This is a genomic window from Protofrankia coriariae, from assembly GCF_001017755.1.
GTDB classification, from domain to species: Bacteria; Actinomycetota; Actinomycetes; order Frankiales; family Frankiaceae; genus Protofrankia; species Protofrankia coriariae.
In genome coordinates this window covers 37,513-61,682 of sequence record NZ_JWIO01000002.1, presented here as the reverse complement: position 1 = coordinate 61,682, position 24,170 = coordinate 37,513, and the positions used below count along the sequence as shown (strand labels likewise).

The following is a 24,170-nucleotide window of genomic DNA, read 5'->3' as shown; positions in this document are numbered from 1 at the left end:
GGCGGGCCACCGCCGCCAGCAGCGCGACGGCGTGCTCGGCGGCGCTGACGATGTTCGACAGCGGGGCGTTGACGACCATCACACCGCGGGTGGTGGCGGTGGCGACGTCGACGTTGTCCAGCCCGATCCCCGCCCGGGCGACGACCTTCAGCGAACGGGCGGCGGCGAGCACCTCCGCGTCCACTCTGGTCGCGCTGCGCACGATCAGGGCGTCGGCCTCGGGGATCGCGCCCAGCAGGGCGGCCCGGTCGGTTCCGTCGAGATGGCGGACCTCGAACTCGCCGGACAGCAGTTCCAGCCCGGCCGGCGACAGCTCCTCGGCAACCAGGACGACGGGCACGGTGAGGCTCCTTGGGAAGACGGCCGGCGGGACGGCGGGTCAGAAGGACAGCGGACGCGACGACGGGCGACGACGAGGACACCCGAGGTACAGGGCCAGGAGGTTGTGAGCGCCGCCCAGCGTACCCACTGTGGGCCGCTGCCGGTGATGTACCGGGGCTGTCCAGCCCGGGAATCCCTGGTGTCCACGACCTGGCCAGGCGGACGCGGCGGTCGACGACAGCCGCGGATCCACCGGGCCAGGCCGCTGGGCGGGTGTCAGTCGACGGGCTCGGCGATCCAGGACATCAGCGGCCGCAGCTGGGCGCCGACCTGCTCGATCGGATGCTTCTTGCCCTCCTCGACGAGCTTGGTGAACTGCGGGCGACCCGCGTCGTCCTCGGCCACCCACTCCCGGGCGAACGAGCCGTCCCGGATCTCGCCGAGGATGCGGCGCAGCTCGTCCTTCACCGCCTGCGTTATCACCCGCGGACCGCGTGTGACGTCACCGTACTCGGCCGTGTCCGAGATCGAGTACCGCATCCGGCTGATACCGCCCTCGTACATCAGGTCGACGATCAGCTTGAGCTCGTGCAGGCACTCGAAGTAGGCGACCTCCGGCTGGTAGCCGGCCTCGACCAGCGTCTCGAAACCGGCCTGTACCAGGGCGCTCGCGCCGCCGCAGAGCACAGCCTGCTCGCCGAAGAGGTCGGTTTCGGTCTCCTCGGTGAAGGTCGTGCGCAGCGCCCCGGCCCGGGTGCCGCCGATCGCCTTGGCGTAGGCGAGCGCGAGCGCGAGAGCGCCGCCCGACGCGTCCGCCTCGACCGCGACCAGCACGGGGACGCCCTTGCCCTCGGTGAAGGTCCGCCGGACCAGGTGCCCCGGGCCCTTCGGCGCGACCATGAACACGTCCACCCCGGCCGGCGGCTCGATCAGCCCGTACCGGATGTTGAAACCGTGGCCGAACGCGAGCGCCTTGCCCGGCGACAGGTTGGGCGCGATGGACTCCGCGTAGATCTTACGGTGGGTGGTGTCCGGCGCAAGCAGGATGATCACGTCCGCCTCGGCCGATGCCTCGGCCGGGGTGAGCACCCGCAGGCCCTGCTCGGCGGCCCGCGCCCGGCTGCGGCTGCCCTCGGGCAGGCCGACCCGGACGTCCACGCCGCTGTCGCGCAGGTTGAGGGCGTGGGCGTGGCCCTGGCTGCCGTACCCGATGACGGCGACCTTACGGTTGGTGATGTTGTCGAGCGACGCGTCCGCGTCGTAGTAGATCTCGGCCATCGTGGGCGAATCTCCTCGATTCTTCGTCAGTGGGCCCGGCGCAACCGGGCCCACGGGATCTTCATGGCCCTCAGGCCGTCCGGTCGAGAGCACGCAGACTACGGTCGGTAATCGATCGCGGGCCTCGGCCGAGGGCGACCATGCCGGACTGGACCAGTTCCCTGATGCCGAACGGTTCGAGCATCCGGATGAGGGCGTCGAGCTTGTCGCGGGTGCCGGTGGCCTCCACGGTGACCGCCTCCGGAGCGACGTCAACCACCTTCGCGCGGAAGAGCTGGACGGTTTCGAGCACCTGCGAACGGACCGACAGGTCCGCCCGCACCTTGATCAGGACCAGCTCCCGCCGCACCGCGGCCAACGGCTCCATTTCGACGATCTTGATGACGTTGACCAGCTTGTTGAGCTGCTTCGTGACCTGCTCGAGCGGTAGCTCGTCGACGGACACGACGATCGTCATGCGGGAGATGTCGTCGTGCTCGGTCGGCCCGACCGCGAGCGACTCGATGTTGAAGCCGCGCCGGGAGAACAGCCCCGCGACCCGGGCGAGCACCCCGGGCTTGTTCTCCACCAGCACCGACAGGGTGTGCGTGCTCACGGCCTGAACCTCTTCCTAAGCCTCTTCATAGTCGAAGTCGGGAGCGATGTCCCGGGCGATCCTGATCTCGTCGTTGCTCGCGCCGGCGGCGACCATCGGCCACACCATCGCATCCCGGTGGACGACGAAGTCCACCACGACCGGCGCGTCGTCGATGGCCATGGCCTTGTCGATCGTGGCGTCGACCTCGTCCAGCGACTCGCAGCGCATACCGACGCAGCCGAGCGCCTCGGCGAGGCGCACGAAGTCCGGCACCCGGCGCGCGCCCCGCGGGGCACTGGACGCGGCACCGACACCGGGGCCGGCGCTGGTGCCGGCGCCGTCCGGCCGGGTGCCCAGGTCGGTGTTGGAGTACCGCTGGTCGTAGAACAGGGTCTGCCACTGCCGGACCATGCCGAGCGACCCGTTGTTGATGATCGCAACCTTGATCGGGATGCCTTCCAGCGCGCAGGTGGCCAGCTCCTGGTTGGTCATCTGGAAGCAGCCGTCACCGTCGATCGCCCACACCGTCGCCTCCGGCCGGCCGACCTTGGCGCCCATCGCCGCCGGCACCGCGTAGCCCATCGTGCCGAGCCCACCCGAGTTCAGCCAGGTGTAGGGGTGCTCGTACGAGATGAACTGCGCGGCCCACATCTGGTGCTGGCCGACCCCGGCGACGTACAGCGCTTCCGGGCCGGCGATCCTGCCAAGCCGTTCGATGACGTACTGCGGGGCGACCGAGCCGTCCGTCGGCAGGTCGTAGCCCAGCGGGTACGTCCGGCGCCAGCCGTCGATCTGCCGCCACCAGCCGGCGAGATCCGCCCGCGGCTCGCCCTGCAGCGCGGCGACGAGATCAGCGATCACCTCACGGCAGTCCCCCACGATGGGCACGTCCGCCACCCGGTTCTTACCGATCTCGGCCGGGTCGATGTCGGCATGGATGACCGCGGCCTTCGGCGCGAACGAGGACAGCCTGCCCGTCACCCGGTCGTCGAAACGGGCGCCGAGAGCGATCAGCAGGTCGGACTTCTGCAGGGCGGTCACCGCAGCGACCGACCCGTGCATCCCCGGCATGCCCAGGTGCTGCGGATGCGAGTCGGGGAACGCGCCGCGGGCCATCAGCGTCGTCACCACCGGGATGCCGGTGAGCTCGGCGAGCGTGCGCAGCTCGGCGGCGGCCCGCGCCTTGAGCACCCCGCCGCCGACGTAGAGGACCGGCCGACGGGCCGCGCTGATCATCCGGGCCGCCTCGCGGATCTGCTTGCCGTGCGGGCGGGTCACCGGCCGGTAGCCGGGCAGGCACAGCGTGGGCGGCCAGACGTCGGCGGGCAGCACCGACGTGGTCGCCTGCAGGATGTCCTTGGGCAGGTCGACGAGCACCGGCCCGGGGCGTCCGGTCGAGGCGAGGTGGAACGCCTCGGCGATCGTGCGCGGGATGTCGTCCGCGGAGGCCACCAGGAAGTTGTGCTTGGTGATCGGCAGGGTGATGCCGCAGATGTCGGCCTCCTGGAACGCGTCCGTCCCGATCGCGCCGCTGGGCACCTGGCCGGTGATCGCCACCAGGGGTACCGAGTCCATGTAGGCGTCCGCGATCGGCGTGACCAGGTTCGTCGCGCCCGGCCCGGACGTCGCGATGCACACGCCCACCCGTCCGGTGGCCTGCGCATAGCCCTCGGCGGCGTGCCCGGCGCCCTGCTCGTGACGGACCAGGATGTGCCGGAGGTGCTCGGCGTCGTACAACGGGTCGTACGCCGGGAGGATCGCGCCACCGGGGATGCCGAAGACCACGTCGGCCCCGGCGGCCTCCAGCGAACGGACCAGCGACTGCGCTCCGGTGATCTGACTGCTCATCTGATCGTCTTCCTTGACGTTCCACGGTGGTGACGGGTGGGTGGGCCGGGCACAAAAAAACCCCTCGTGCCGAAGGCACTGAGGGGCGGCGCACGCAGTCCTGAGATCGACTACGCGCGCTCCACAAGTACAAGAATCGCAGGTGTGAGGATGCCACTGAGCATGGTCCCTACCATGCCCTGACATCCACTCCCCCGTCAAGCTCATCAACACCCTCGTCACCCAACACCGCGCCCACCGCAACGCCCCCGGGCCCGCCGCGAAGCGCCCCGTCCCGACGCAACCCGCCCGCCCACCCGCCGGGTCCAGCCTGGTCCGCAGGTACGCCAGACGGAGCAGCAGACATGAACGGCCCGCGAGCTATGATGATCGAAAATAGGCGGGGAGGGGTGGTCGAAGTGACGCCAGGCGCACAGCCGGCTTCGCGCTGGCCGATCGACGGCATCCCCATCGAGGAGGGCATCCCCGTCGAAGAGGTGTTCCGTAGTCAGGGTGTGCGGCCGGTCGGTTCACTCAGGGAGCTCGCCCACCCCGAGCTGTGGGACTCCGATGAGGACTACGAGAACTTCCTCGCCGACCTGTACGCTTCTCGACACTCGGACATCGGGTGAGCGTCCTCGTCATAGACACCGACGTCGCGTCGGCGATCTTACGAGGCCGAGTACCGGGACCGCTCGAGGCACGGCTTGCCGGACAGACACTGGCGGTCACATTTGTCACCGTCGGCGAGTTGACCAAATGGACGCTGGTCCGGAGCTGGGGATCTCACAGACTCGTTGTTCTCAACCATTTCTTACCGCCCGGGTAGGGGTGCTGCCCTACAACGCACCCGTAGCCAGAGCGTGGGGCGAACTCCAGGCTCGGGGGCAGATCCGCGGTCGGCCACGGCCGACAAACGACACATGGATCGCTGCCTGCTGTATTACAAGCGGACTGCCACTGGCCACCCTCAATATCAAAAACTTTATCGACTTCGCCGAATATGACGGCCTCCAGCTTCTCCGGAGCACATAGAGATCACCATCCTCGCAGAGGCAGCGCAAAGTCGGACGAGCCCGCTCCATCAGCCGTTCACAGGTTCTCGCCGATTCCGCCGACCGCGTCGATCTGTTCGGGTGTCAGCCCTGTGAGCAACGCCAGCCGAGATCGGTTGGTGCCGTCCAGCAGTGCCATCACCTCCCGCATCCGGGCCCGGATCTCCTCACGTCGGATCTCCAGATACACCCTGACCGCCTCGGCCACAAGATTCTTCGTCATGCCGAGGAAGTGGGCCCCGTCCGAGATCAGCCTGTCAGCCTCCGGATCGACTTTCAAAGGTGTCAGTTTTGCGGCCATGACCTCTGCCTCCGACGTCCCGAGTATCCCTAGGGCACCTGAGGCAGCAGTACGGTCAGCCGCGGATTGCGGCGACACTGGGAGGCGGACGGCGCAGGCCGCCAGCACGACGCCCGTCAACAGGCCGACCACGGTCGCCGCTACGATCCCCCGCCCCGCGCTGGACAACGGCAACGCCGCTTCAGGCGGACGCGGAACTCCGACGACGCTGCCCCGGCAAGGCGGAGGCGGTCAGGGTGTGGTGTCGAGGTTCTGGAGGAAGTGGGCGGCTATGGGGGCCGCGGACTGGGCGCCGAAGCCACCGTCCTCGACGATGACCGCGAAGGCGACGTCGCCGCGGTAGCCGACGAACCAGCCGTGGGTCGGCGGCGGGTTGCCGTCCTTGTACTCGGCGGTGCCGGTCTTGCCGTGCACCTCACCGGGGAAGGCGACGCTGGCCGCCGTCCCCTCGGTGACCACCGATCGCATGAAGTCCTGCAACGTCGGGACCACCGCCGCCGGCAGCGGGTTGCTCCGCGGCGCCGAACCGCTCACGAACGGCTGGTGCCAGGTGCCGCTGGCGACCGCCGCGGCCACGCTGGCCATCTGTAGCGGGCTCGCGTTCACCCTGCCCTGGCCGAGAGCGTCCGCGGCCGATTCCACCGCGTCCTTCGGCGTCGGGAAGGAACCGCCGACGCTGGCTATCGGCAGCGGCCGGCTGCTGTCGAAACCGTAGAGCTTCGCGGCCTGCTCCAGCGCCGAGTCGGGCAGCGAGCCCTCCAGCCGGATGAACGCGGTGTTGCAGCTGTGGGCGAACGCCTCCCGCAGCGGGATCACGCCGAACTCCTCGTTCTCGGCGTTGGCGAAGGTACGCCCGCCGACCGCCACGGTCTGAGTGCAGTCCAGCGGGGTGTTCGCGTCCTTCCCCGCGATCAGCGCGGCGGTCGCCGTGACAATCTTGAAGGTGGATCCCGGTGGATAGCGGCCGTTGATCGCCCGACCGTACCCGTTGAGCGGGTGGTTCACCAGGGCGAGAACGCCGCCGGTGCGCACGTCGACGGCCACCAGCGCGCCGGTGGGTTTGGACGCGGTCGCCATCGCGGCCTCGCCGGCACGCTGCACCTTCAGATCCAGCGTGGTCTCCACGTCCTTGCCATCGGTCATCGGATACGACCGCAGGGTGTTGACAGTCTCGTTCCGCTCGTTGCGGACGGCCACGGTACCGCCCTGTGGGGCAAGGACCGCGTCGTGGACGCGCTGCAGCCCCGACAGCGGAGCCACCTGGCCGACCAGGTTGCCGGCAAGCTCCGCGTCGCCGCTCAGCGGCTGGCCGTTGACGTCGACCAACTGGCCGCGTTTGCCCGTGGACGTCGTGCGGTCCAGCCGCAGGCCGGGGGCCAGCGCGGGGTGGATCGCGTCCGGCCGGGCCTGGACCTTCCAGTCCTTCCCCTGCCGCGCGAGGTGCAGCACACCGTCATAGCTGTACGGCTCGGGGAAGCCGGCCAGGGTGAGCGACGCCGAGTAGCCGACCGTGGCGGTCGAACCCGTCCGCTCCAGCGCGCCCGGGACGAAGCGGGCCCCGGTCACGTTCAGTCTGGTACGGGCGTCGACCATGGATGCGACGAGCTGGTCGACGCTGATCGTCCCCGGCGTGGCCACCGCGGTCACGCCGGCCCTGCCCTGCTCCTGCGCGGCCGTGGGCGCGGCGCTGGCAGGCGCGGCGCTGGGTCCGGCGCTGGCGGGCGCGGCGCTGGGCGCGGCCGTGGCGGTGCCCGTACCCGCGGCGCGGTCCGTGGTGGAGGTGGCCGTGTCACCGGACGAGGCGAGGCTCTGCCAGCTGGACAGGTACGCCTCCGCCGCGGCCGTCGCCGCCCTGTCCTGGGCGCGGTTGTCGCTGCGGACCTTCCACAGGTATCCGGCGCCGGACGCGGCGAGCAGCACGATGACGACGGCGAGGGCGATGAGCAGACGGGTGCGGCCACGGCCCCGCCGTGACGTCGACGCGGTGAACCCGCCAGGAGTCAGAGGCACCTTGGCGTGCTCCTCCCCCATTGACGATCTCAGCGGCGGCCCCGCTGATGGCGACCTGGGCCCCGCCGCCATCGACGGCCGGGCTCCGGGCGTGGCACCAGCTTACGAAGGCCCAGCCGGGACCCGCCTGTCGACGCGCCGTGAGCACAACGCGGACCGTAGGTGAAAACCGTTGCTATCACAGCGGTTTTCACCTACGGACGCGCAAGCCCTAGGTGAAAACCGGCGTGATAGTGACGTTTTCCACCTACGGCTTGCGGGTGACGAGCAGGCGGAGAAAGGGCGGCGGTTACTGGCCGAGGCGTTCCAGGAGGAGTTTGCGTACCGTGCCCGGGTCCGCCTGACCCTTCATGGCCTTCATGACCGCGCCGACCAGCGGGCCGACCGCGTTCAGCTTGCCGCCGCGCACCTTGTCGGCGATGGCCGGCTGGGCAGCGATGACCTTGTCGACCGCCTCGGCGAGCGCGCCGTCGTCCGAGACAATCTTGAGGCCGCGACCGGCCACCACCTCGTCCGGCGTTCCCTCACCGGCGAGGACACCGGTGATGACCGTGCGGGCGAGGGCGTCGGTCAGCTCGCCGTCAGCGATCATCTCCGTGATGCGGGCGACGTCGAACGGCCCGATCGCGAGGCCGATCGGGGGCACACCGGCGTCGGCGGCCCGGCGCGCGAGCTCGTTCAGCCACCACTTGCGGGCCGCCTCGGCCGTCGCCCCCGCCGCGACGGTCTCCTCGACCAGGTCGAGGACGCCGGCGTTGCGCATGTTCACGATGTCGGCGGGTGTGAAGCCGTGGTCGGCGGCGAGGCGCGCCCGGCGCTGCGCCGGCAGCTCCGGGATGGTCGCCCGGACGGCGTCGACGTACTCGTGGGTCAGCGCCAGCGGGGTGAGGTCCGGTTCGGGGAAGTACCGGTAGTCGGTCGCCTCCTCCTTGGAGCGGCCGGCCGACGTCGTCCCGGAGGCCTCGTCGAAGTGCCGGGTCTCCTGGACGACCTTCAGGCCCGCGTCCAGCCGGGTGGCCTGTCGGACGATCTCGTGCCGGACCGCCCGCTCCACCGAGCGCAGCGAGTTGAGGTTCTTGGTCTCCGACCGGGTGCCGTAGGGCGCGGCGGGCTCGCCGGGGGCGGTGCGCGGACGCAGCGACACGTTGGCGTCGCAGCGCAGCGAGCCCTGCTCCATCCGGACGTCGGAGACGGTCAGCGCCCGGCAGAGCTCACGCAGCTCGTCGACGTAGGCGCGGGCGACCTCGGGCGAGCGGATGTCCGGCTCGGTGACGATCTCGACCAGCGGGATGCCGGCCCGGTTGTAGTCGACCAGCGAGTGGGTGGCCCCGTGGATGCGCCCGGTGGCCCCGCCGACGTGCAGGGACTTGCCGGTGTCCTCCTCCATGTGGACGCGGGTGATGCCGACCCGGTGGATCTTCCCGTCGGCCTCCACGTCGAGCCAGCCGTTCTCGCACAGCGGCTCGTCGTACTGGCTGATCTGGAAGTTCTTCGGCATGTCCGGGTAGAAGTAGTTCTTGCGCGCGAAACGGCACCACGGTGAGATCGAGCAGTTGAGCGCCAGACCGATCATCACGGCGAACCGGACCGCGGCCTCGTTGACCACCGGCAGCGAGCCCGGCAGGCCCAGGCAGGTCGGGCACACCTGGGTGTTGGGCTCCGCTCCGAACGCGGTGGAGCAGCCGCAGAACATCTTCGAGGTGGTGCCGAGCTCGACGTGCGTCTCCAGCCCGATCACCGGCTCGTAGCGGGCGACGGCGTCGTCGAAGGTGGGGATGGTGGCCGTCGTGGTGGCCGTGGGTGTCAACGCACGTGCTCCTGTTCAACCGCGTCCGTCTGTACCGAAGTGGGGCCGTGATCCGCGCCGGCCGGCCGCGCCTGATCGGCGGGCTGGGCCTCGCCGGCGGGCCGCGTGCCGGTGGCGGGGTCCGGCTGGCGGGGCCGGGTGTCACGCAGGTGGATCCGGGTGGCGAACACGGCCGCGCCGACGCCGAGGACGCCCCACAGGATCAGGATGGGCGCCGACGCGACGACACCGAGTACAAGCGCGGCGACAGTCAGAACCCAGGCTGCCACCAGCAGCACCCGGTCCTCACGTCTGCTACGTAGCGCAACCATCATAGGCCTCCCTCTCGCCATCGTAGTCGGCCGACACACGCGCGATCATGATCCTCTCCGGGCGAGCCCGGGATCCTGTCACGACACGCCCGGTGCGGGCATACCCGACGCGAGCCCGCCCGTCACGGCGCGGCCGGCCCTGGCATGCCCGCGCCGCGGCCTCCGTCACCGGACGTCCGTGCCGGCGGGTCGGTCACAGGGGCGGGGCGTCGTCAAGAAAGGGACGGCCACGCCTGGCCTCCAGCGCCGCCTCCAGCGCGCCGCCGACCCGGTACAGCCGGTCGTCTGCGAACGCCGGCGCCATGATCTGGAATCCGACGGGGAGCCCGTCGGCGAGACCGACCGGCAGGCTCATCGCCGGCCCGCCGGCCAGGTTCGACGGGATCGTGCACAGGTCGGACAGGTACATCGACACCGGGTCGTCGACCTTCTCCCCCAGCCGGAACGCGACGGTGGGCGTGGTGGGCGAGACCAGCACGTCGACCCGCTCGTAGGCGGCGGCGAAGTCCTGGCTGATCAGCGTCCGGACCTTCTGGGCCTGGCCGTAGTAGGCGTCGTAGTAGCCCGACGACAGCGCGTACGTCCCCAGGATGATCCGCCGCTTGACCTCGGGGCCGAAGCCGATGCCGCGGGTGCGGCTCATGACCTCCTCGGCGCTCGCCTCGCCGTCGTCGCCGACCCGCAGGCCGAACCGCATCGCGTCGAAACGGGCCAGGTTGGACGAGCACTCGCTCGGCGCGATCAGGTAGTAGGCGGGCAGCGCGTAGGTGAAGTGCGGGCAGCTGACCTCGACGACCTCGGCGCCGAGACCGACGAGCACCTCAAGGGTGTCGGAGAAACGCGCGCGCACCCCGATGTCGTAGCCGTCCCCGGACAGCTCGCGGACCACCCCGATGCGCACCCCGCGCAGGTCNCCCCGCGCAGGTCACGGCTGGCGGCGGCGGCCACCACGGGCGGCGGCGCGAGCTCCACGCTGGTGGTGTCCAGCGGGTCGTGGCCGGCGATGGCGGCGTGCAGCAGGGCGGCGTCGGTCACCGTGCGGGCCAGCGGGCCGGCCTGGTCCAGGGAGCTGGAGAAGGCGACCAGGCCGTAGCGGCTCACCCCGCCGTAGGTCGGCTTGACCCCGACCAGCCCGCACACCGCCGCCGGCNCTGGCGGATCGAGCCGCCGGTGTCGGTACCGAGCGCGATCGGCGTCTCGAACGCGGCCACCGCCGCCGCGCTGCCCCCGCTGCTGCCGCCGGGGATGCGGTCGGTGTCCCACGGGTTGCGGGTCGGGCCGTAGGCGGAGTTCTCCGTGGACGACCCCATCGCGAACTCGTCCATGTTGGCCTTGCCAATGATGATCACGCCGGCCGCGCGCAGCTTCGCCACGGCGGTCGCGTCGTACGGCGGGTACCAGCCCTCCAGGATTCGGCTGCCGCAGGTCGTGGGCATCCCGCGGGCGGTGAAGACGTCCTTGAGCGCGAGCGGGACGCCCGCGAGCGGCCCGAGCGTCTCCCCCAGCGCCCGGCGCTGGTCGACGTCCCGGGCCGCGGCGAGGGCGCCGTCGGCGTCGACGTGCAGGAACGCGTTGATCCGGTCGTCGACCTTCGCGATCCGGTCGAGCGCGGCCTGGGTCACCTCCAGCGCGCTGAGCTCACCAGCGGCGATCGCGGCGGCGGTTCGGGCGGCGGAGAAGTGGATGACGTCGGTCACGGACAGGAACCCTCACTCGTCCATATCGAGGATGCGCGGCACCCGGAAGCGGCCGTCCTGCGTGGCGGGCGCGCCGGCGAGAGCGTCGGTGCGCGGCAGGGACGGACCGGTGATGTCGGCCCGGAACACGTTCGTCAGCGGGACGGCGTGCGTCGTCGGCGGGATGTCGCCGGCGGCCACCTCCGCGACCCGGGCGACCGCGCCGATGATCACATCGAGCTGGGGGGCGAGCGTGTCGAGTTCCTCCTCCGACAGCGCCAGCCGCGACAGGCGGGCGAGGTGCGCGACCTCGTCCCTGGTAATCGCCATACCGGTTACGACCCTCTGACTTCCCGATGACCTTCCGATCACCTCATGGCTTGCTGACCCGCGGTGGCCTGCTGACCCGCGTACGCGCCGACAGCGGACGGCGACGGACGGGAGCCGACCCCAGGCCGGCCCGCGTACGACCTGGCCCGCGTACGACGCTGTGGTCATCGTACGGTCCGACCCGTCCGATCGGCCTGTGGCGTGCCGGCCAGCGACGACTTCGTGTGCTCGGGCGATACGGTGCGAGGGTGGTCAGCGTCGTTCCCCGGCTGCGTTTCGCGCCGTCCCCGACCGGCATGTTCCATGTCGGCAACGCCCGGTCCCTGCTGCTGAACTGGGTGGTCGCCCGCCAGTCCGGCGGTTCGCTCGTGCTGCGGATCGAGGACACCGACGCCGCCCGCAGCCGCCCCGAGTGGACGCAGGGGATCATCGACGCGATGGCCTGGCTCGGCGTCGGGCCGGACGAGTACGAAGGTCCCTACTTCCAGTCGGCGAACGCCACCGCGCACCGGGAGGCGATCGCCCGGCTGCTCGCCGCCGGGCGCGCCTACTACTGCGACTGCTCGCGCGAGGACCTCCTCGCCCGGACCGGGGACAGCCACCGCGGCTACGACGGCTTCTGTCGCGACCGGGGGCTCGCCGCCGCCGNNNCCGGGGGCTCGCCGCCGCCGAGGGCCGCGCCGTGCGCTTCCGGACGCCGGACGAGGGCGCGACGATCGTCGACGACCTGGTGCGCGGCAAGCCCGCGTTCGACAACGCCCTGCTGGAGGACTTCGTCATCGCCCGCGGGGACGGTTCGGCGACCTTCCTGCTGGCCAACGTCGTCGACGACGTGACCATGGGCATCACCCACGTCATCCGGGCCGAGGAGCACCTGTCCAACGCGCCCAAACAGCAACTGCTGTGGGAGGCCCTGGGCACCCCGCCGCCGCTGTGGGCGCACACACCGATCCTGGTCAACGCCAAGCGGCAGAAGCTGTCCAAGCGGCGGGACAGGGTGGCGCTGGAGGACTTCCGCGCCGAGGGCTACCTGGCCGCGGCCATGCGCAACTACCTGATGCTGCTCGGCTGGGCGCCCTCGGGCGACCGGGAGATCGTCCCCTGGGAGGTCATCGAGAACGAGTTCCGGCTGGAGGAGGTCAACTCCGCCCCGGCGTTCTTCGACGTGACGAAGCTGCGCGCGTTCAACGGCGAGTACATCCGGGCGCTGACCGTCGAGGAGTTCGTCGCAGCCTGCCAGCCGTGGCTGACCGGGCCGTCCACCCCGTGGGACGCCGACGCCTACGACCCGGAGGTGTTCGCGGCGGTCGCGCCGCTCGCGCAGACCCGGTTGGTGCTGCTGTCCGAGATCGTGCCGCTGGTGGACTTCCTCTTCCTCGACACCCCGGTCGTCGACGAGGCGGCGTGGGCGAAGGCCACGAAGGACCGGGACACCGCGGCCGCCCTGCTCACGGCCACCGTCGACGCCTACACCCGGCTGGCCGCCGAGGGCGGCGACGACGGGACGGACGGGACGGACGGGGCGAGCGGCCAGGGCGAGCACGGCGGCCAGGGGTGGGACGCGGCGGCCCTCAAGGCGCGGCTGGAGGAGGTCGGTCTCGCCCACGGGCTGAAGCTGGGCAAGGCGCAGGCGCCGGTGCGGGTGGCGGTGACCGGCCGCTCGGTGGGGCTGCCGCTGTTCGAGACGCTCGCGGCCCTCGGCCCCCAGCGGACGCTCGCCCGCCTGCGCGCGGCCCTGGCCCGGCTCACCTGATGGGAGCCAGGCGTCCGGTACGGGGCACGGCTCCCGTTCTTCCCACTCCGAGGTGACGCAACGTGAATATCTGCGTGACTCACTGCCGGCCACAGCGACCCGGATACACTAGATGACCAGCACTGATACCTGCACGTGACGTTGTTGCCACCAAGCTGGCATGCACAGAATGCATCCTTGACCACATGTCGTACCTGCTACGCCTCGTCCTGCCGGACCGTCCCGGCGCCCTGGGCGCCGTCGCGACCGCCCTCGGCCAGGCCGGCATCGACATCGTCAGCCTGAGCGTGGTCGAGCGCGGCGCGCGCGGTGCCGTGGACGATCTCGTCGTCGAACTGCCCCCGAACGGGCTGGCCGACACCGTGCTGACCGCGGCCTGCTCCGTGCCCGGGGTGAGCGTGGAGTCCCTGCGCCCGTACCCGGCCGGCGGGGTCGGGATCAGAGACGACCTGGACCTCGTCGAAGCGCTGACCGCCCGGCCCGACGACGCGCTCGCCGTCCTTACCGGGTTCGTCGGCGCGGTGTTCCACGCCGACTGGGCGGTGCTGCTCGAACGGGTCGCGCCCGGCGACATCCGGGTCGTCGAATCCTCCGTCGGCGCCCCCGACCTCGGCGGTGACGAGCTGACCAGCCCGAAGAAGGTGCGCCCCGAACTGCTGTCGCTACCTCTGGACCGGGCGCGCGGCCTCGGCGCGGACAGCGGCTGGTTCCCGCCGCGCTGGAGCGCGCTCGGCATGGAGCTCGCGGTGGCGCCGGTGGGTACTCCCCCGGGAGGCAGCTCCGAGCTGGCGGTGCTCGTCGGACGGCCCGGCGGCCCGCGCTTCCGCGCCTCCGAGGTCCAGCGCCTGGCCCATCTCGCCGGCATAGCCGCCACGATCGTGCGCAACCGCCACGCCTCGCCAGCCCCCACCTGACACCCGAACAACCATCCCGCCCCGGCCACCGGCGGGGCGTGGCTCGGGCTACCCGTCGGCTGGTTGCGGTGGGCCGTCGTCCGGTTCCGGCGGGAGCGCGAGCGGGGCCGCGGCCTGCGGGCCCTGCTCCAACAGGACGGCGAAGCCGGCCTCGTCGAGGATCGGCAGCTTCCAGGCGCGGGCCTTGTCGTACTTGCTCGCCCCCGGGTCGGCGCCGACCACCACGAAGGCCGTCTTCTTGCTCACCGAGGCGGTGACCTTGCCGCCGCGGGCCTGGACGGCCTCGGTGGCGGAGTCCCGGCTCCAGCCCACCAGCGTCCCGGTGATCACGACGGTGACGCCGGTGAGCGGGCCGGGCCCGTCGTCCGCGCCGGCGTCGGCGAACCGCGCCCCACCGGAACGGATCCGTTCCAGGATGTCCTGGTGGCGCGGGTCGGCGAACCAGTCCACCACGGTCGCGGCGATGGTCGGGCCCACGCCGTCGACGGCGGCCAGCGTCTCGGTGGACGCGGCGGCGATGGCGTCCACCGAGCGCATCTCGCGGGCCAGCGCCCGGGCCGCGCTCGGGCCCACGTGCCGGATGGACAGCCCGACCAGCAGCCGCCACAGTGGCTGCCGCCGGGCCGCCTCCACCCCGCGCAGAATCTGGTCGATCTTCTTCTTGGCGAAGCCGCGCAACTCGGCGAACGACTCGGCGGTGAGGTGGAAGACGTCGCCGACGTCGCGTACCCGGCCGGCCTCCAGCAGGGCGGTCGCCGTCTCGTAGCCGAAGCCGTCGATGTCCAGGGCGCCACGGGAGGCGAAGTGGAACAGCGACTCGCGCAGTTGCGCCGGGCACGAGACGGTGTTCGGGCAGCGGACGTCGACCTCGCCCTCGGGACGCACCAGCTCGGTGCCGCACTCCGGGCAGTGGGTGGGCATCACGAAGGCGCGTTCGGAACCGTCCCGCAGGTCCACGACCGGGCCGACGATCTCCGGGATCACGTCCCCGGCCTTGCGCAGGACGACGGTGTCGCCGATCAGCACGCCCTTGCGTTCCACCTGGTCGGCGTTGTGCAGGGTGGCGAGGCCGACGGTGGAGCCGGCGACCTTGACCGGCTCCAGGCGGCCGAACGGGGTGACTCGCCCCGTGCGGCCCACGTTGACCTCGATGCCGAGCAGCCTGGTGGTGACCTCCTCGGGCGGGTACTTGTAGGCCACCGCCCAGCGCGGGGACTTCGACGTGGCGCCGAGGCGGCGTTGCAGACCGAAGGCGTCGACCTTCACCACCACACCGTCGATCTCGTGCTCGACGTCGTGGCGGTGCTCGCCCCACCGGCGGACGAACGCCTCGACCTCGGCGACGCTCGCCAGCACCTCGTGGTGCGTGGAGACGGGCAGGCCGAGTTCGGCCATCCGCTGGTACGCCTCGGACTGGGAGGTGACGTCGAAGCCGCGGTGAGCGCCGAGCCCATGCATGATCATGGACAGTGGGCGGCCGGCGGTGACCCGCGGGTCCTTCTGCCGCAGGGAGCCGGCGGCGGCGTTGCGCGGGTTGGCGAACGGTTTGTCGCCGGCGGCGACCAGCGTGGCGTTGAGCTCGGTAAAGGCCGCCGTCGGGAAGAAGACCTCGCCGCGGACCTCCAGCAGCCCGGGCACGCTCCCACCGCGCAGCCGGCCCGGCACCGCCGCGAGGGTCCGGATGTTCGGGGTGACGTCTTCCCCCGTCCGCCCGTCACCGCGGGTGGCCGCGCGCACCAGGTAGCCGTCCTCGTAGACCAGGTCGACCGCGAGACCGTCGATCTTCAGCTCGCACAGCCAGGCGTCCACCTCGGCCTCCCGGGTGACGCGGGCGGCCCACGCCTCGAACTCCACCTCCGTGAAGACGTTGTCCAGCGAGAGCAGCCGCTCCAGATGCTCCACCGGGGTGAACAGGGTCGAGATGGCGCCGGCGACCTTCTGGGTAGGTGAGTCCGGCGTGCGCAGCCCCGGGTAACGGGTCTCGATCTCCGTCAGCTCGGCCATGAGCCGGTCGTACTCGGCGTCGGAGACGGTCGGGGAGTCCAGAACGTAGTACCGGAAGGCGTGTTCGCCCAGCTCCCGGGCCAGTTCCGCCGCCCGCGCCCGCGTCCGCGCCGGGATCTCGTCGACCGCGACGCCCGGCGCCGACAGCTCGGCGTCGCCACCGGCGGGGAGCTCACCGTCGGGTCGGGGCTCGGGCCCGCTCCCCGGCGTCACGCTCCGGGAAGCGTCCGGGGAGCCGCCCGCGTCCGGGGGAGCATCCACCGTTGCCTCGGCCGCCGGCGCGCCGGCCACGCCCGGGGGGGCGTCCGGACTCGAGATGTCGAGCGGGCTCATACCGAGCCGTCCGCCAGTGCCCGGCCCGCCTTGCGGCAACGCCGCAGCGCCGCCCTGGCATAGGCGGGTGTCGCACCCGCGAGACCACAGGTGGGAGTCACCACGACCACCTCCCGAAGCTGCTCCGGGGCGAACCCCAGCCGCCGCCACATCGACCGGACGGGCTCGAAGGTACGACGGGCGTCCGACAGTTCCGACAGTTCCGCGCCCCGCGCCGGCACCACCCCGACCATCAGCGCGACCCCGGCCTCGACCGCCTCGCCGACGGCGTCGTCGTCGGCGGGCGTCAGCAGGGTCGCATCCACGCTGGCGAAGGCCGCCTTCGCCAGCCGCAGCACTCCCAGCGGCGGCGCGGACGCGCAGCAGTGCACCCCGGTGGGCACCCCGGTGGCGGCCAGCAGCGTCCGCAGCCGGTCGACGACAACACCCTCCTCCACCGCGGGGAGCACCCCGAAACCGCTGGGTGTGCGGACCTCACCGGCGAGCACCGCCGGCAGGCAGGGCTCGTCGACCTGCACGATCAGGCGGGCGCCGGGCACGGCCAGGGCGATGCCGGCGAGGTGGGCGGCGAGTCCCTCGGCCAGGGCCTCGGCGATGTCCCGGCTGGCGCCGGCGTCCTTGAGGGCCTTGTGCCCGCGGGGCAGCTCGACGGTGGCGGCGAGCGTCCACGGGCCGGCGACGGCGACCTTCAGCGGCCCGGTGTAGCCGGCGGCGACCTCACCCAGCGCGTCGAGATCGCGGGCGAGCAGGTCCCGGGTGCGGCGCAGGTCCATTCCGGGACGCGGTACCAGCCGCCACCCGGACGGTTGCAGGTCGACCGGCATGTCCGCAAGCAGACCCGCCGAACGGCCGATCATGTCGGCGCCGGGGCCGCGGGCCGGCAGCTCGGGCAGGTGCGGCAGGTCGGGCAGCTCGTCGAAGACCAGCCGGCACGCCTCGACCGGGTCGCTCCCCGGCAGCGACCCGATGCCGGTCGCCGCCCCCGGCTCCCACAGGCGGCCGGCGGCGGGCGCTGTCGCGGGCACAGCGGTGGGTGCGCCGGGGGGCACTGCTGTGGATGCGTCGGCGGGTGCGATGTCAGGCATGGTGGTGAATGGTGTCACGGGCTCATCACCGTCATCGGAATCGCCGTCCGCGGGAAACAGGTGTCGAAACAGGTGCCAAGGAGCGGGCAGAGGAGCGGGGAAAGGCCGGCCGGACCCCGCGGTACCCGCGCCCCGCGGTACCCGGGCCTCCTGTCAGCGCCCGAGCCGGATGACATGGCCGCCGCCGAGGACACGGTCACCGTCGTAGAGGACGACGGCCTGGCCGGGGGCGGTACCGCGCAGCGGCTCGTCCAGGGTCACGCGCAGCTCGTCGCCGACGCCCTCGGCGATGGCCGGCACCGCCCGTCCGTGCGCCCGGACCTGCGCCGCGCAGACCACCGGCCCCTCGTACGGCCAGACCGCCCGGTCGGCCACCAGGTGGGAGACGTCGAGTGCCTCGGCCGGGCCGACCGTCACCGTCCGGGTCACCGGAGAGATGTCGAGGACGTAGCGTGGCCTGCCGTCGGGCGCGGGCCGGCCCAGGCGCAGGCCGCGGCGCTGGCCGATCGTGAACGCGAAGGCCCCGTCGTGCTCCGCCAGCGTCTCGCCGGTGGCCGCGTCCACCACCGGCCCGGGCTGGGTGCCGAGCCGGTCCCGCAGCCAGCGGCCGGTGTCGCCGTCGGCGATGAAGCAGATGTCGTGGCTGTCGGGCTTGTCCGCGACCGCGAGGCCGCGGCGGGCGGCCTCGGCACGGACCTCGGTCTTCGTCGTGTCCCCCAGCGGGAAGATCGCGTGGGCGAGCTGGTCGGGGCGCAGCGTCCCCAGCACGTAGGACTGGTCCTTGCCAGGGTCGACCGAACGGCGCAGCACCGCCCCGGAAAGCTGCGCGTGATGGCCGGTGACCACCGCGTCGAAACCCAGGGCCAGCGCCCGCTCCAGCACCGCCGCGAACTTGATCCGCTCGTTGCAGCGCACGCACGGGTTGGGCGTCCGGCCGGCCTCGTAGGCGGCGACGAACTCGTCGATGACGTCATGCTCGAAGCGGTCGGCGAGATCCCACACGTAGAAGGGGATTCCGAGGACGTCGGCGGCGCGGCGGGCGTCCCGGGCGTCCTCGACGGTGCAGCAGCCGCGGGCGCCTGTGCGGTGCGAATCGGGCGACTTCGACAGGGCCAGGTGCACGCCCGTCACGTCGTGGCCGGCGTCCACCGCGCGGGCCGCCGCCACCGCCGAGTCGACGCCCCCGGACATCGCCGCAAGCACACGCATCCCGCTCACCCCCCGGACAGCCCGGCGAGCGCCCCCGCCCGGCGCGCCCGGTCGACCACCGGCGCGATCACGCGAATCAGGGCGTCGACGTCACTCGCGGTGGACGTCCGCCCCAGCGAGAAGCGCAGCGAGCCGCGGGCGCGGGCCTCGTCGACGCCCATGGCCAGCAACACGTGGGACGGCTGGGCCACTCCCGCGGAGCAGGCCGACCCCGTCGAGCACTCGATCCCGTGGGCGTCGAGCAGCAGCAGCAGCGAGTCGCCCTCGCAGCCGGGGAAGGTCAGATGGGCGATACCGGGCAGGGAGCCGGGGCCGGCGGGCGCACCGTTGGCCACCGCGCCCGGCACCGCGGCGAGCACCCGGGCGACCAGGCCGTCCCGCAGGGCGGCCAGCCGCACCGACTCGACCGGCTGCTCGGCGACCGCCGCCGACGCCGCCGCCGCGAAGGCGGCCACCCCCGGGGTGTCCAGGGTGCCGGAGCGGACATCGCGCTCCTGCCCGCCGCCGTGCGTCAGCGGCGCCAGTGTCAGGCCGCGGCGTACCAGCAGCGCGCCCATGCCGATCGGGCCGCCGAGCTTGTGCGCGCTGACCGTCAGCGCGTCCGCGCCGCTGTCCTCGAACGACACCGGGATCGACCCGACGGCCTGGACGGCGTCGGTGTGGAACGCGATCCCGTAACGGTGCGCGACCGCGGCGAGTTCCGCGATCGGCGAGACAGTCCCGACCTCGTTGTTCGCCCACATCACGCTGACCAGGGCGACGCTGTCGGGATCCCGCGCGATCGCCGCGGCGAGGGCGTCGGGGCGCACCATTCCGGTGGCGTCCACCGGGAGCAGTTCGACCTGGGCGTCCTGCGCCTCGGCGAGCCAGATCACGGCGTCGAGGATGGCCCGGTGCTCGACCGCGCTGACGAGTACCCGGTGCCGGCGCGGCTCGGCGGCCCGGCGGGCCCAGTACAGCCCCTTGATGGCCAGGTTGTCGCTCTCGGTGCCGCCGGCGGTGAAGACCACCTCGGACGGGCGGGCGCGCAGTGCGGCGGCCAGCGCCTCACGCGATTCTTCAACCACCCTACGTGCACGACGGCCGCTGGCGTGCAGCGACGACGCGTTCCCGCCGTCCGCGAGCGCCGCGTTGTAGGCGGCCACAGCCTCCGGACGCATCGGCGTGGTCGCCGCATGGTCGAGGTAGGTCACATCACCGAGGATATCCGCGCACCGCCGCGAATCCGGCCGGTGCCCGGGAGTCCGCAACCCGACGCGACGACATCCCCAGCACACCCCGTCGCACCCCGGCCACCTTGCGGCGACGGAATGTCCTCATCCCGGCCGGAACCTCACCAAGGATCACGCGTCGACCAGCACGACACCCGCACGGGCGATCTCGAAGTGGAACTCGAGCCCGGTGGCCCGGCTCAGCTTCGCAAGCGTGTCGAAGGAAGGCTGGTGGTCGGCGTTCTCCAGCCTGGTGATCTGGGGCTGCGCCAGGCCGACGATGGCCGCCAGATCACGCTGGCTCAGACCGTGCTCGGTCCGGTACCGGAGCATCCTGTTGGCGACATCACGGGCGAAGGCCATCCGGTCCCACTCGTCACGGAACTCGGCATCCTCGCGCTGCTCCTCGATGACCTGGTCGAGGAGCTTGAGATCAGAGATCTTCATACGCCGGTCTCCATATCGTCAAGTCGCTGCTCGGCCGACCTGATGGCTCTTGCGAAACCCTTCGGGTCGGTGTCAGTCTCTGGGCCGAAGGCGCCGACGACCAGGGCGGATCCGAGCTGCCGGTAGAAAGCACGCCACGGGCTACGGCCCTGTCGTGGCCGTAGTTCCCGCAGGCGCCAGGCGGTCCTGATGTCGCTGGTGTGTGGATGGCCGAGCGTGGGCCCGATGGCACGCAGCTTGTCGAGGCGGTGACGACAGCGGCACGCTCCCTCGCGGGGATCTTGCTCAGCTCGACGTCAGCGTCGGGATGGACCAGAACCTGCCATACCACCGCTCGTTGATAACACATGTGTTATCAACAGCCCGTAATCAAGTGGCACCTGAGGCCTGGATGCGCCGTCCGGCTTGGGCCGCCGTCGGCGGCTTGTCGGAACCAGTCGCGGGTAGCTGGGCACACCGAGCTGCCAGCGCGCTGTCGCGCGTCGGTTTCTGGCTGCCGGTGGGGCTGGTCGTGCTATCGCCGCGGCGCCGAACATGCCTTGCGGACAGGGGTTGCCCGGGCGGGTCCGACTGGATTTGGCCTTGCCCGCGGACCGGCCACAGCTCGAAGACGCCCAGCGTCTCGAGGTCAGCGGCGGCGGTCCCGTAGCGGACTCCCATCTGGGCGCAGACGTTCTCCGGCTGCATGTCGGGTGGGCAGAACGCGAACATCAGGCCGTGCAACTGGTGCCGGCGGTAGGCGAGCCAAGCCTCGTCGAAGGCCGGGGCGCGCTCGCCCACGGCGGACCGAAGCGCGTTGATGGCAGCTCCACCTCGTGCTTCCTGCGGTCTTCCACCGTCAGCGCACCGGTGAGGAAGTAGTTGACGTCCTCCGACCAGGGGGCCGGGCAGACCGTCTGCCAGTCGAGGAAACGCCGGCCTTCGCCGGGGACGACGTAGGTGTTGCCAAGAGGAACCATTCGGCGACCTGACGGAAGAGCGCCGACCCCACGGTCAGCCGTTCCGTGCCGCCGACGCCCCGGCGATCCCATGTCGTGCCGTGCCAGGCGGCCATCAACTCAAGGGTGGCCTGGCGGAGGCCGGTGGGCTGACGGGCTGGCAGGTCAGAAGTCGCCGGCGCGGCTGCGGAACTCCCGGAGGATCTCGACGAGCGGGCCGACCTGCTCGGGCGGGAAGCCCGGGTCGGCGAAGAGGCGCCGGTTGAGCTCGACGGTGGCGGCGGTCGCCACCTCCCGGCCGGCCGCGGTGATCTCGGCCAGGGTCGTGCGCCGGTCCGTGGGGTGCGGGATGCGGCGGACCAGGCCCTGCGAGGACAGCCGGTCGACCGCGCTGGTCACGCTCGTCGGATGCACCTGCAGGCGATTGCCGACCTTGCTCATCGGCAGGGAGCCGGCCCGGCTGAACAGCAGCAGCACGAGCAGCTCGTAGCGGGCGAAGGTCAGCTCGAAGGGGCGCAGCACCTCGTCCGCCCGGGCCAGGATGATCTGCTGGGCGCGCATCACGGACGTGACAGCCGCCATCCCGTCAGCAGCCTCGGCCCATCCGTGCGCCGTCCACTGCTTGCGCGCCTCCTCGATGGGGTCGAACGGCAGAGGTTTGGGAAAGGACACGGTCGGACGGCTCCTCCACGACGTGGCCGGTCGGCCGGAACAGCACGGGCCTCGTTTCCCGTGCCGCCGCGGACCCATCGGGCCGCCGTGGACTCCTGGGAAACGTGGGCCTCCCGGACCTGCCGGAGACCCGCCGAATCCGGGGTTCCCACCGGATCCGGCGGGAACCCCGGACGCGAGCGAATCACGACCGCGCTGCCCTGGCCAGCCAGGGCGCTGGGAAACTAGGTTTGCTCAGACATTACGACGATACCGGCCACCGACTTCGAAGAAGGCGTCACTGATCTGACCGAGCGAGCAGTGCCGGACCGCGTCGATGAGAACGTCGAAGACGTTCTCGCCGGCCGCCGCGGCCTCACGCAGCCGGCGCAGCGCCTCGGGGGCCTCCTCGGCGTGCCGGGCCTGGAAGTCGGCGAGGCGCTCGAGCTGTGAGACCTTCTCCTCCTCCGTGGCCCGGGCGAGCTCGATGGGACCCTGCGAGCTGTCCTCCGCGTCGGGGTCGAGGAAGGTGTTCACCCCGACGATCGGCAGGCTGCCGTCGTGCTTGCGCTGCTCGTAGAGCATGGACTCGTCCTGGATACGGCCGCGCTGGTAGCCGGTTTCCATCGCGCCGAGCACACCGCCGCGCTCGGAGATCCGCTCGAACTCGGCGAGTACGGCCTCCTCCACGAGGTCGGTGAGCTCCTCGACGATGTAGGAGCCCTGGAGCGGGTTCTCGTTGCCGGACAGCCCCCACTCCTTGTCGATGATCATCTGGATGGCCAGCGCGCGGCGGACGGAGTGCTCGGTCGGAGTGGTCACCGCCTCGTCGTAGGCGTTGGTGTGCAGGCTGTTGCAGTTGTCGTAGATGGCGCACAGGGCCTGCAGCGTGGTGCGGATGTCGTTGAAGTCCATCTCCTGGGCGTGCAGGGAACGGCCGGAGGTCTGGACGTGGTACTTGAGCTTCTGCGACCGCTCGGCGGCACCGTAGCGCTCGCGCAGGGCCACCGCCCAGATCCGCCGGGCCACCCGGCCGATGACGGTGTACTCCGCGTCCAGGCCGTTGGAGAAGAAGAACGACAGGTTCGGCGCGAAGTCGTCGATGCGCATGCCGCGGGCGAGGTAGGCCTCGACGTAGGTGAAGCCGTTGGCGAGGGTGAACGCGACCTGGCTGATCGGATTCGCCCCGGCCTCCGCGATGTGGTAGCCGGAGATCGACACGGAGTAGAAGTTGCGGACGCCGTGGTCGATGAACCATTCCTGCACGTCGGCCATGCAGCGCAGGGCGAACTCGGTGGAGAAGATGCAGGTGTTCTGCCCCTGGTCCTCCTTGAGGATGTCGGCCTGCACGGTGCCGCGCACGGTCGTCAGCGCCCTGGCCCGCACCTCGGCGGCCTCGGCCGGGGTGGGCTGGCGACCCTCGGTGGCGGCGAACTGTTCCAGCTGCTGGTCGATGGCGACGTTGAGGAACATCGCGAGGATCGCCGGAGCCGGCCCGTTGATCGTCATGGAGACGCTCGTCGTCGGCGAGCACAGGTCGAAGCCGGCGTAGAGCTCCTTCATGTCGTCCAGGGTCGCGATCGAGACCCCGGACGTGCCGATCTTGCCGTAGATGTCGGGACGGGGCGCCGGGTCCCGTCCGTAGAGCGTGACCGAGTCGAACGCCGTGGACAGCCGGGTGGCCTCCGAGCCCCGGGAGAGGTAGTGGAAGCGCCGGTTGGTGCGGAACGGGTCACCCTCGCCGGCGAACATCCGCGCCGGCGCCTCGCCGATCCGCTTGAACGGGAACACCCCGGCGGTGAACGGGAACCGGCCGGGCAGGTTCTCCGCGCGCAGGAAGCGCACGAGATCACCGTCGTCGCCGATGCGGGGCAGCGCCACCCGGGGTATCGAGCTGCCCGACAGCGTCGTGCGGCGCAGCGGCGTGTGGATCTCCTTGCCGCGCACCTTGTAGACCAGTTCCTCGCCGGAGTACTCCGTCACCGTCGTCGGCCAGGCGTCCAACTGCTCGCGCACGCCGGGATCCAGCGCCTTCTCGGCGCCTTCGAGCAGGGCGTCGAGCCCCGCGTGCCGGTCACCGGCGGCGGCGAGCTCCTGGTGCGCCGTGCGCAGGTGCTGGCGCCGGCGGGCCG

18 protein-coding genes and 3 pseudogenes (2 of these 21 only partly in view) are annotated in these 24,170 nt (G+C 71.7%); 3 read left to right on the top strand and 18 right to left on the bottom strand.

Going from position 1 to position 24,170, the window contains the following annotated elements; genetic code table 11:
* The 4 genes and pseudogenes from serA to FrCorBMG51_RS01315 form a co-directional block, all read right to left on the bottom strand.
* A pseudogene (serA, locus tag FrCorBMG51_RS01330) lies at nucleotides 1-340 on the bottom strand (phosphoglycerate dehydrogenase); it reaches 1,276 nt to the left of the window's first position.
* 257 nt (nucleotides 341-597) lie between these two features.
* Entirely contained in the window at nucleotides 598-1,599 is a 1,002-nt protein-coding gene (ilvC, locus tag FrCorBMG51_RS01325) for a ketol-acid reductoisomerase (RefSeq protein ID WP_047221331.1), read from the bottom strand.
* A gap of 70 nt (nucleotides 1,600-1,669) precedes the next feature.
* On the bottom strand, nucleotides 1,670-2,194 hold the full coding sequence (gene ilvN, locus FrCorBMG51_RS01320) for an acetolactate synthase small subunit (protein WP_047221330.1): 525 nt from the start codon (nucleotides 2,192-2,194) through the stop codon (nucleotides 1,670-1,672).
* A 15-nt stretch (nucleotides 2,195-2,209) separates the two neighbouring features.
* Nucleotides 2,210-4,210, bottom strand: coding sequence for an acetolactate synthase large subunit (locus FrCorBMG51_RS01315; RefSeq protein WP_268760506.1), 2,001 nt, complete (start codon nucleotides 4,208-4,210; stop codon nucleotides 2,210-2,212).
* Between the two features lie 212 nt (nucleotides 4,211-4,422).
* Between FrCorBMG51_RS01315 and FrCorBMG51_RS01310 the strand changes: the two genes are divergently transcribed.
* Nucleotides 4,423-4,635, top strand: a complete 213-nt coding sequence (locus FrCorBMG51_RS01310) for a hypothetical protein (RefSeq protein WP_086055205.1) — start codon at nucleotides 4,423-4,425, stop codon at nucleotides 4,633-4,635.
* A 460-nt stretch (nucleotides 4,636-5,095) separates the two neighbouring features.
* Here the strand turns inward: FrCorBMG51_RS01310 and FrCorBMG51_RS01305 are convergent, their stop codons facing one another.
* The 6 genes and pseudogenes from FrCorBMG51_RS01305 to gatC all read right to left on the bottom strand — a co-directional run bounded on the left by FrCorBMG51_RS01305 (nucleotide 5,096) and on the right by gatC (nucleotide 11,493).
* Complete coding sequence (locus tag FrCorBMG51_RS01305; RefSeq protein WP_047221327.1) at nucleotides 5,096-5,359, bottom strand: hypothetical protein; 264 nt, start codon at nucleotides 5,357-5,359, stop codon at nucleotides 5,096-5,098.
* 231 nt (nucleotides 5,360-5,590) lie between these two features.
* A complete protein-coding gene (locus tag FrCorBMG51_RS01300; protein ID WP_083730917.1) occupies nucleotides 5,591-7,390 on the bottom strand; it encodes a penicillin-binding transpeptidase domain-containing protein in 1,800 nt (599 codons plus the stop codon).
* 268 nt (nucleotides 7,391-7,658) lie between these two features.
* Entirely contained in the window at nucleotides 7,659-9,146 is a 1,488-nt protein-coding gene (gatB, locus tag FrCorBMG51_RS01295) for an Asp-tRNA(Asn)/Glu-tRNA(Gln) amidotransferase subunit GatB (protein ID WP_420848564.1), read from the bottom strand.
* A gap of 26 nt (nucleotides 9,147-9,172) precedes the next feature.
* Complete coding sequence (locus FrCorBMG51_RS01290) at nucleotides 9,173-9,487, bottom strand: hypothetical protein (protein WP_076842965.1); 315 nt, start codon at nucleotides 9,485-9,487, stop codon at nucleotides 9,173-9,175.
* Nucleotides 9,488-9,680: 193 nt separating this feature from the next.
* Nucleotides 9,681-11,184 (bottom strand): annotated as a pseudogene (gene gatA, locus FrCorBMG51_RS01285) (Asp-tRNA(Asn)/Glu-tRNA(Gln) amidotransferase subunit GatA).
* A gap of 12 nt (nucleotides 11,185-11,196) precedes the next feature.
* The gene (gatC, locus tag FrCorBMG51_RS01280; protein ID WP_013874927.1) at nucleotides 11,197-11,493 is read right to left on the bottom strand and encodes an Asp-tRNA(Asn)/Glu-tRNA(Gln) amidotransferase subunit GatC; all 297 of its coding nucleotides are present in this window, start codon (nucleotides 11,491-11,493) and stop codon (nucleotides 11,197-11,199) included.
* 296 nt (nucleotides 11,494-11,789) lie between these two features.
* On the opposite strand from gatC, the pseudogene gltX reads away from it, so the two are divergent.
* Nucleotides 11,790-13,246: pseudogene (gltX, locus tag FrCorBMG51_RS32325) on the top strand (glutamate--tRNA ligase).
* 185 nt (nucleotides 13,247-13,431) lie between these two features.
* On the top strand, nucleotides 13,432-14,160 hold the full coding sequence (locus FrCorBMG51_RS01270; protein WP_047221324.1) for an ACT domain-containing protein: 729 nt from the start codon (nucleotides 13,432-13,434) through the stop codon (nucleotides 14,158-14,160).
* Nucleotides 14,161-14,208: 48 nt separating this feature from the next.
* Here the strand turns inward: FrCorBMG51_RS01270 and ligA are convergent, their stop codons facing one another.
* The 8 genes from ligA to icmF form a co-directional block, all read right to left on the bottom strand.
* Nucleotides 14,209-16,497, bottom strand: coding sequence for an NAD-dependent DNA ligase LigA (ligA, locus tag FrCorBMG51_RS01265; RefSeq protein ID WP_235433222.1), 2,289 nt, complete (start codon nucleotides 16,495-16,497; stop codon nucleotides 14,209-14,211).
* Nucleotides 16,494-17,522: a methionine synthase gene (locus tag FrCorBMG51_RS01260; protein ID WP_052914233.1), complete on the bottom strand. Its 1,029-nt coding sequence runs from the start codon at nucleotides 17,520-17,522 to the stop codon at nucleotides 16,494-16,496. The genes ligA and FrCorBMG51_RS01260 overlap by 4 nt, the downstream gene beginning before the upstream one ends.
* A gap of 213 nt (nucleotides 17,523-17,735) precedes the next feature.
* On the bottom strand, nucleotides 17,736-18,791 hold the full coding sequence (gene mnmA, locus FrCorBMG51_RS01255) for a tRNA 2-thiouridine(34) synthase MnmA (protein ID WP_013874932.1): 1,056 nt from the start codon (nucleotides 18,789-18,791) through the stop codon (nucleotides 17,736-17,738).
* Between the two features lie 5 nt (nucleotides 18,792-18,796).
* Complete coding sequence (locus FrCorBMG51_RS01250; RefSeq protein ID WP_047221323.1) at nucleotides 18,797-19,984, bottom strand: cysteine desulfurase family protein; 1,188 nt, start codon at nucleotides 19,982-19,984, stop codon at nucleotides 18,797-18,799.
* A 150-nt stretch (nucleotides 19,985-20,134) separates the two neighbouring features.
* Nucleotides 20,135-20,449 (bottom strand): helix-turn-helix transcriptional regulator, encoded by a 315-nt coding sequence (locus FrCorBMG51_RS01245; protein ID WP_047221322.1) that lies wholly within the window; start codon nucleotides 20,447-20,449, stop codon nucleotides 20,135-20,137.
* A 710-nt stretch (nucleotides 20,450-21,159) separates the two neighbouring features.
* Complete coding sequence (locus FrCorBMG51_RS27800) at nucleotides 21,160-21,408, bottom strand: DUF1679 domain-containing protein (protein WP_139342216.1); 249 nt, start codon at nucleotides 21,406-21,408, stop codon at nucleotides 21,160-21,162.
* A gap of 144 nt (nucleotides 21,409-21,552) precedes the next feature.
* A complete protein-coding gene (locus FrCorBMG51_RS01235) occupies nucleotides 21,553-22,059 on the bottom strand; it encodes a MarR family winged helix-turn-helix transcriptional regulator (RefSeq protein ID WP_047221320.1) in 507 nt (168 codons plus the stop codon).
* Nucleotides 22,060-22,293: 234 nt separating this feature from the next.
* On the bottom strand, nucleotides 22,294-24,170 hold the 3' portion of the coding sequence (gene icmF / locus FrCorBMG51_RS01230) for a fused isobutyryl-CoA mutase/GTPase IcmF (RefSeq protein WP_047221319.1). It continues 1,393 nt past the right edge of the window; 1,877 of the gene's 3,270 nt are visible here — the last part of the coding sequence; its start codon lies off the right edge, out of view; the stop codon is at nucleotides 22,294-22,296.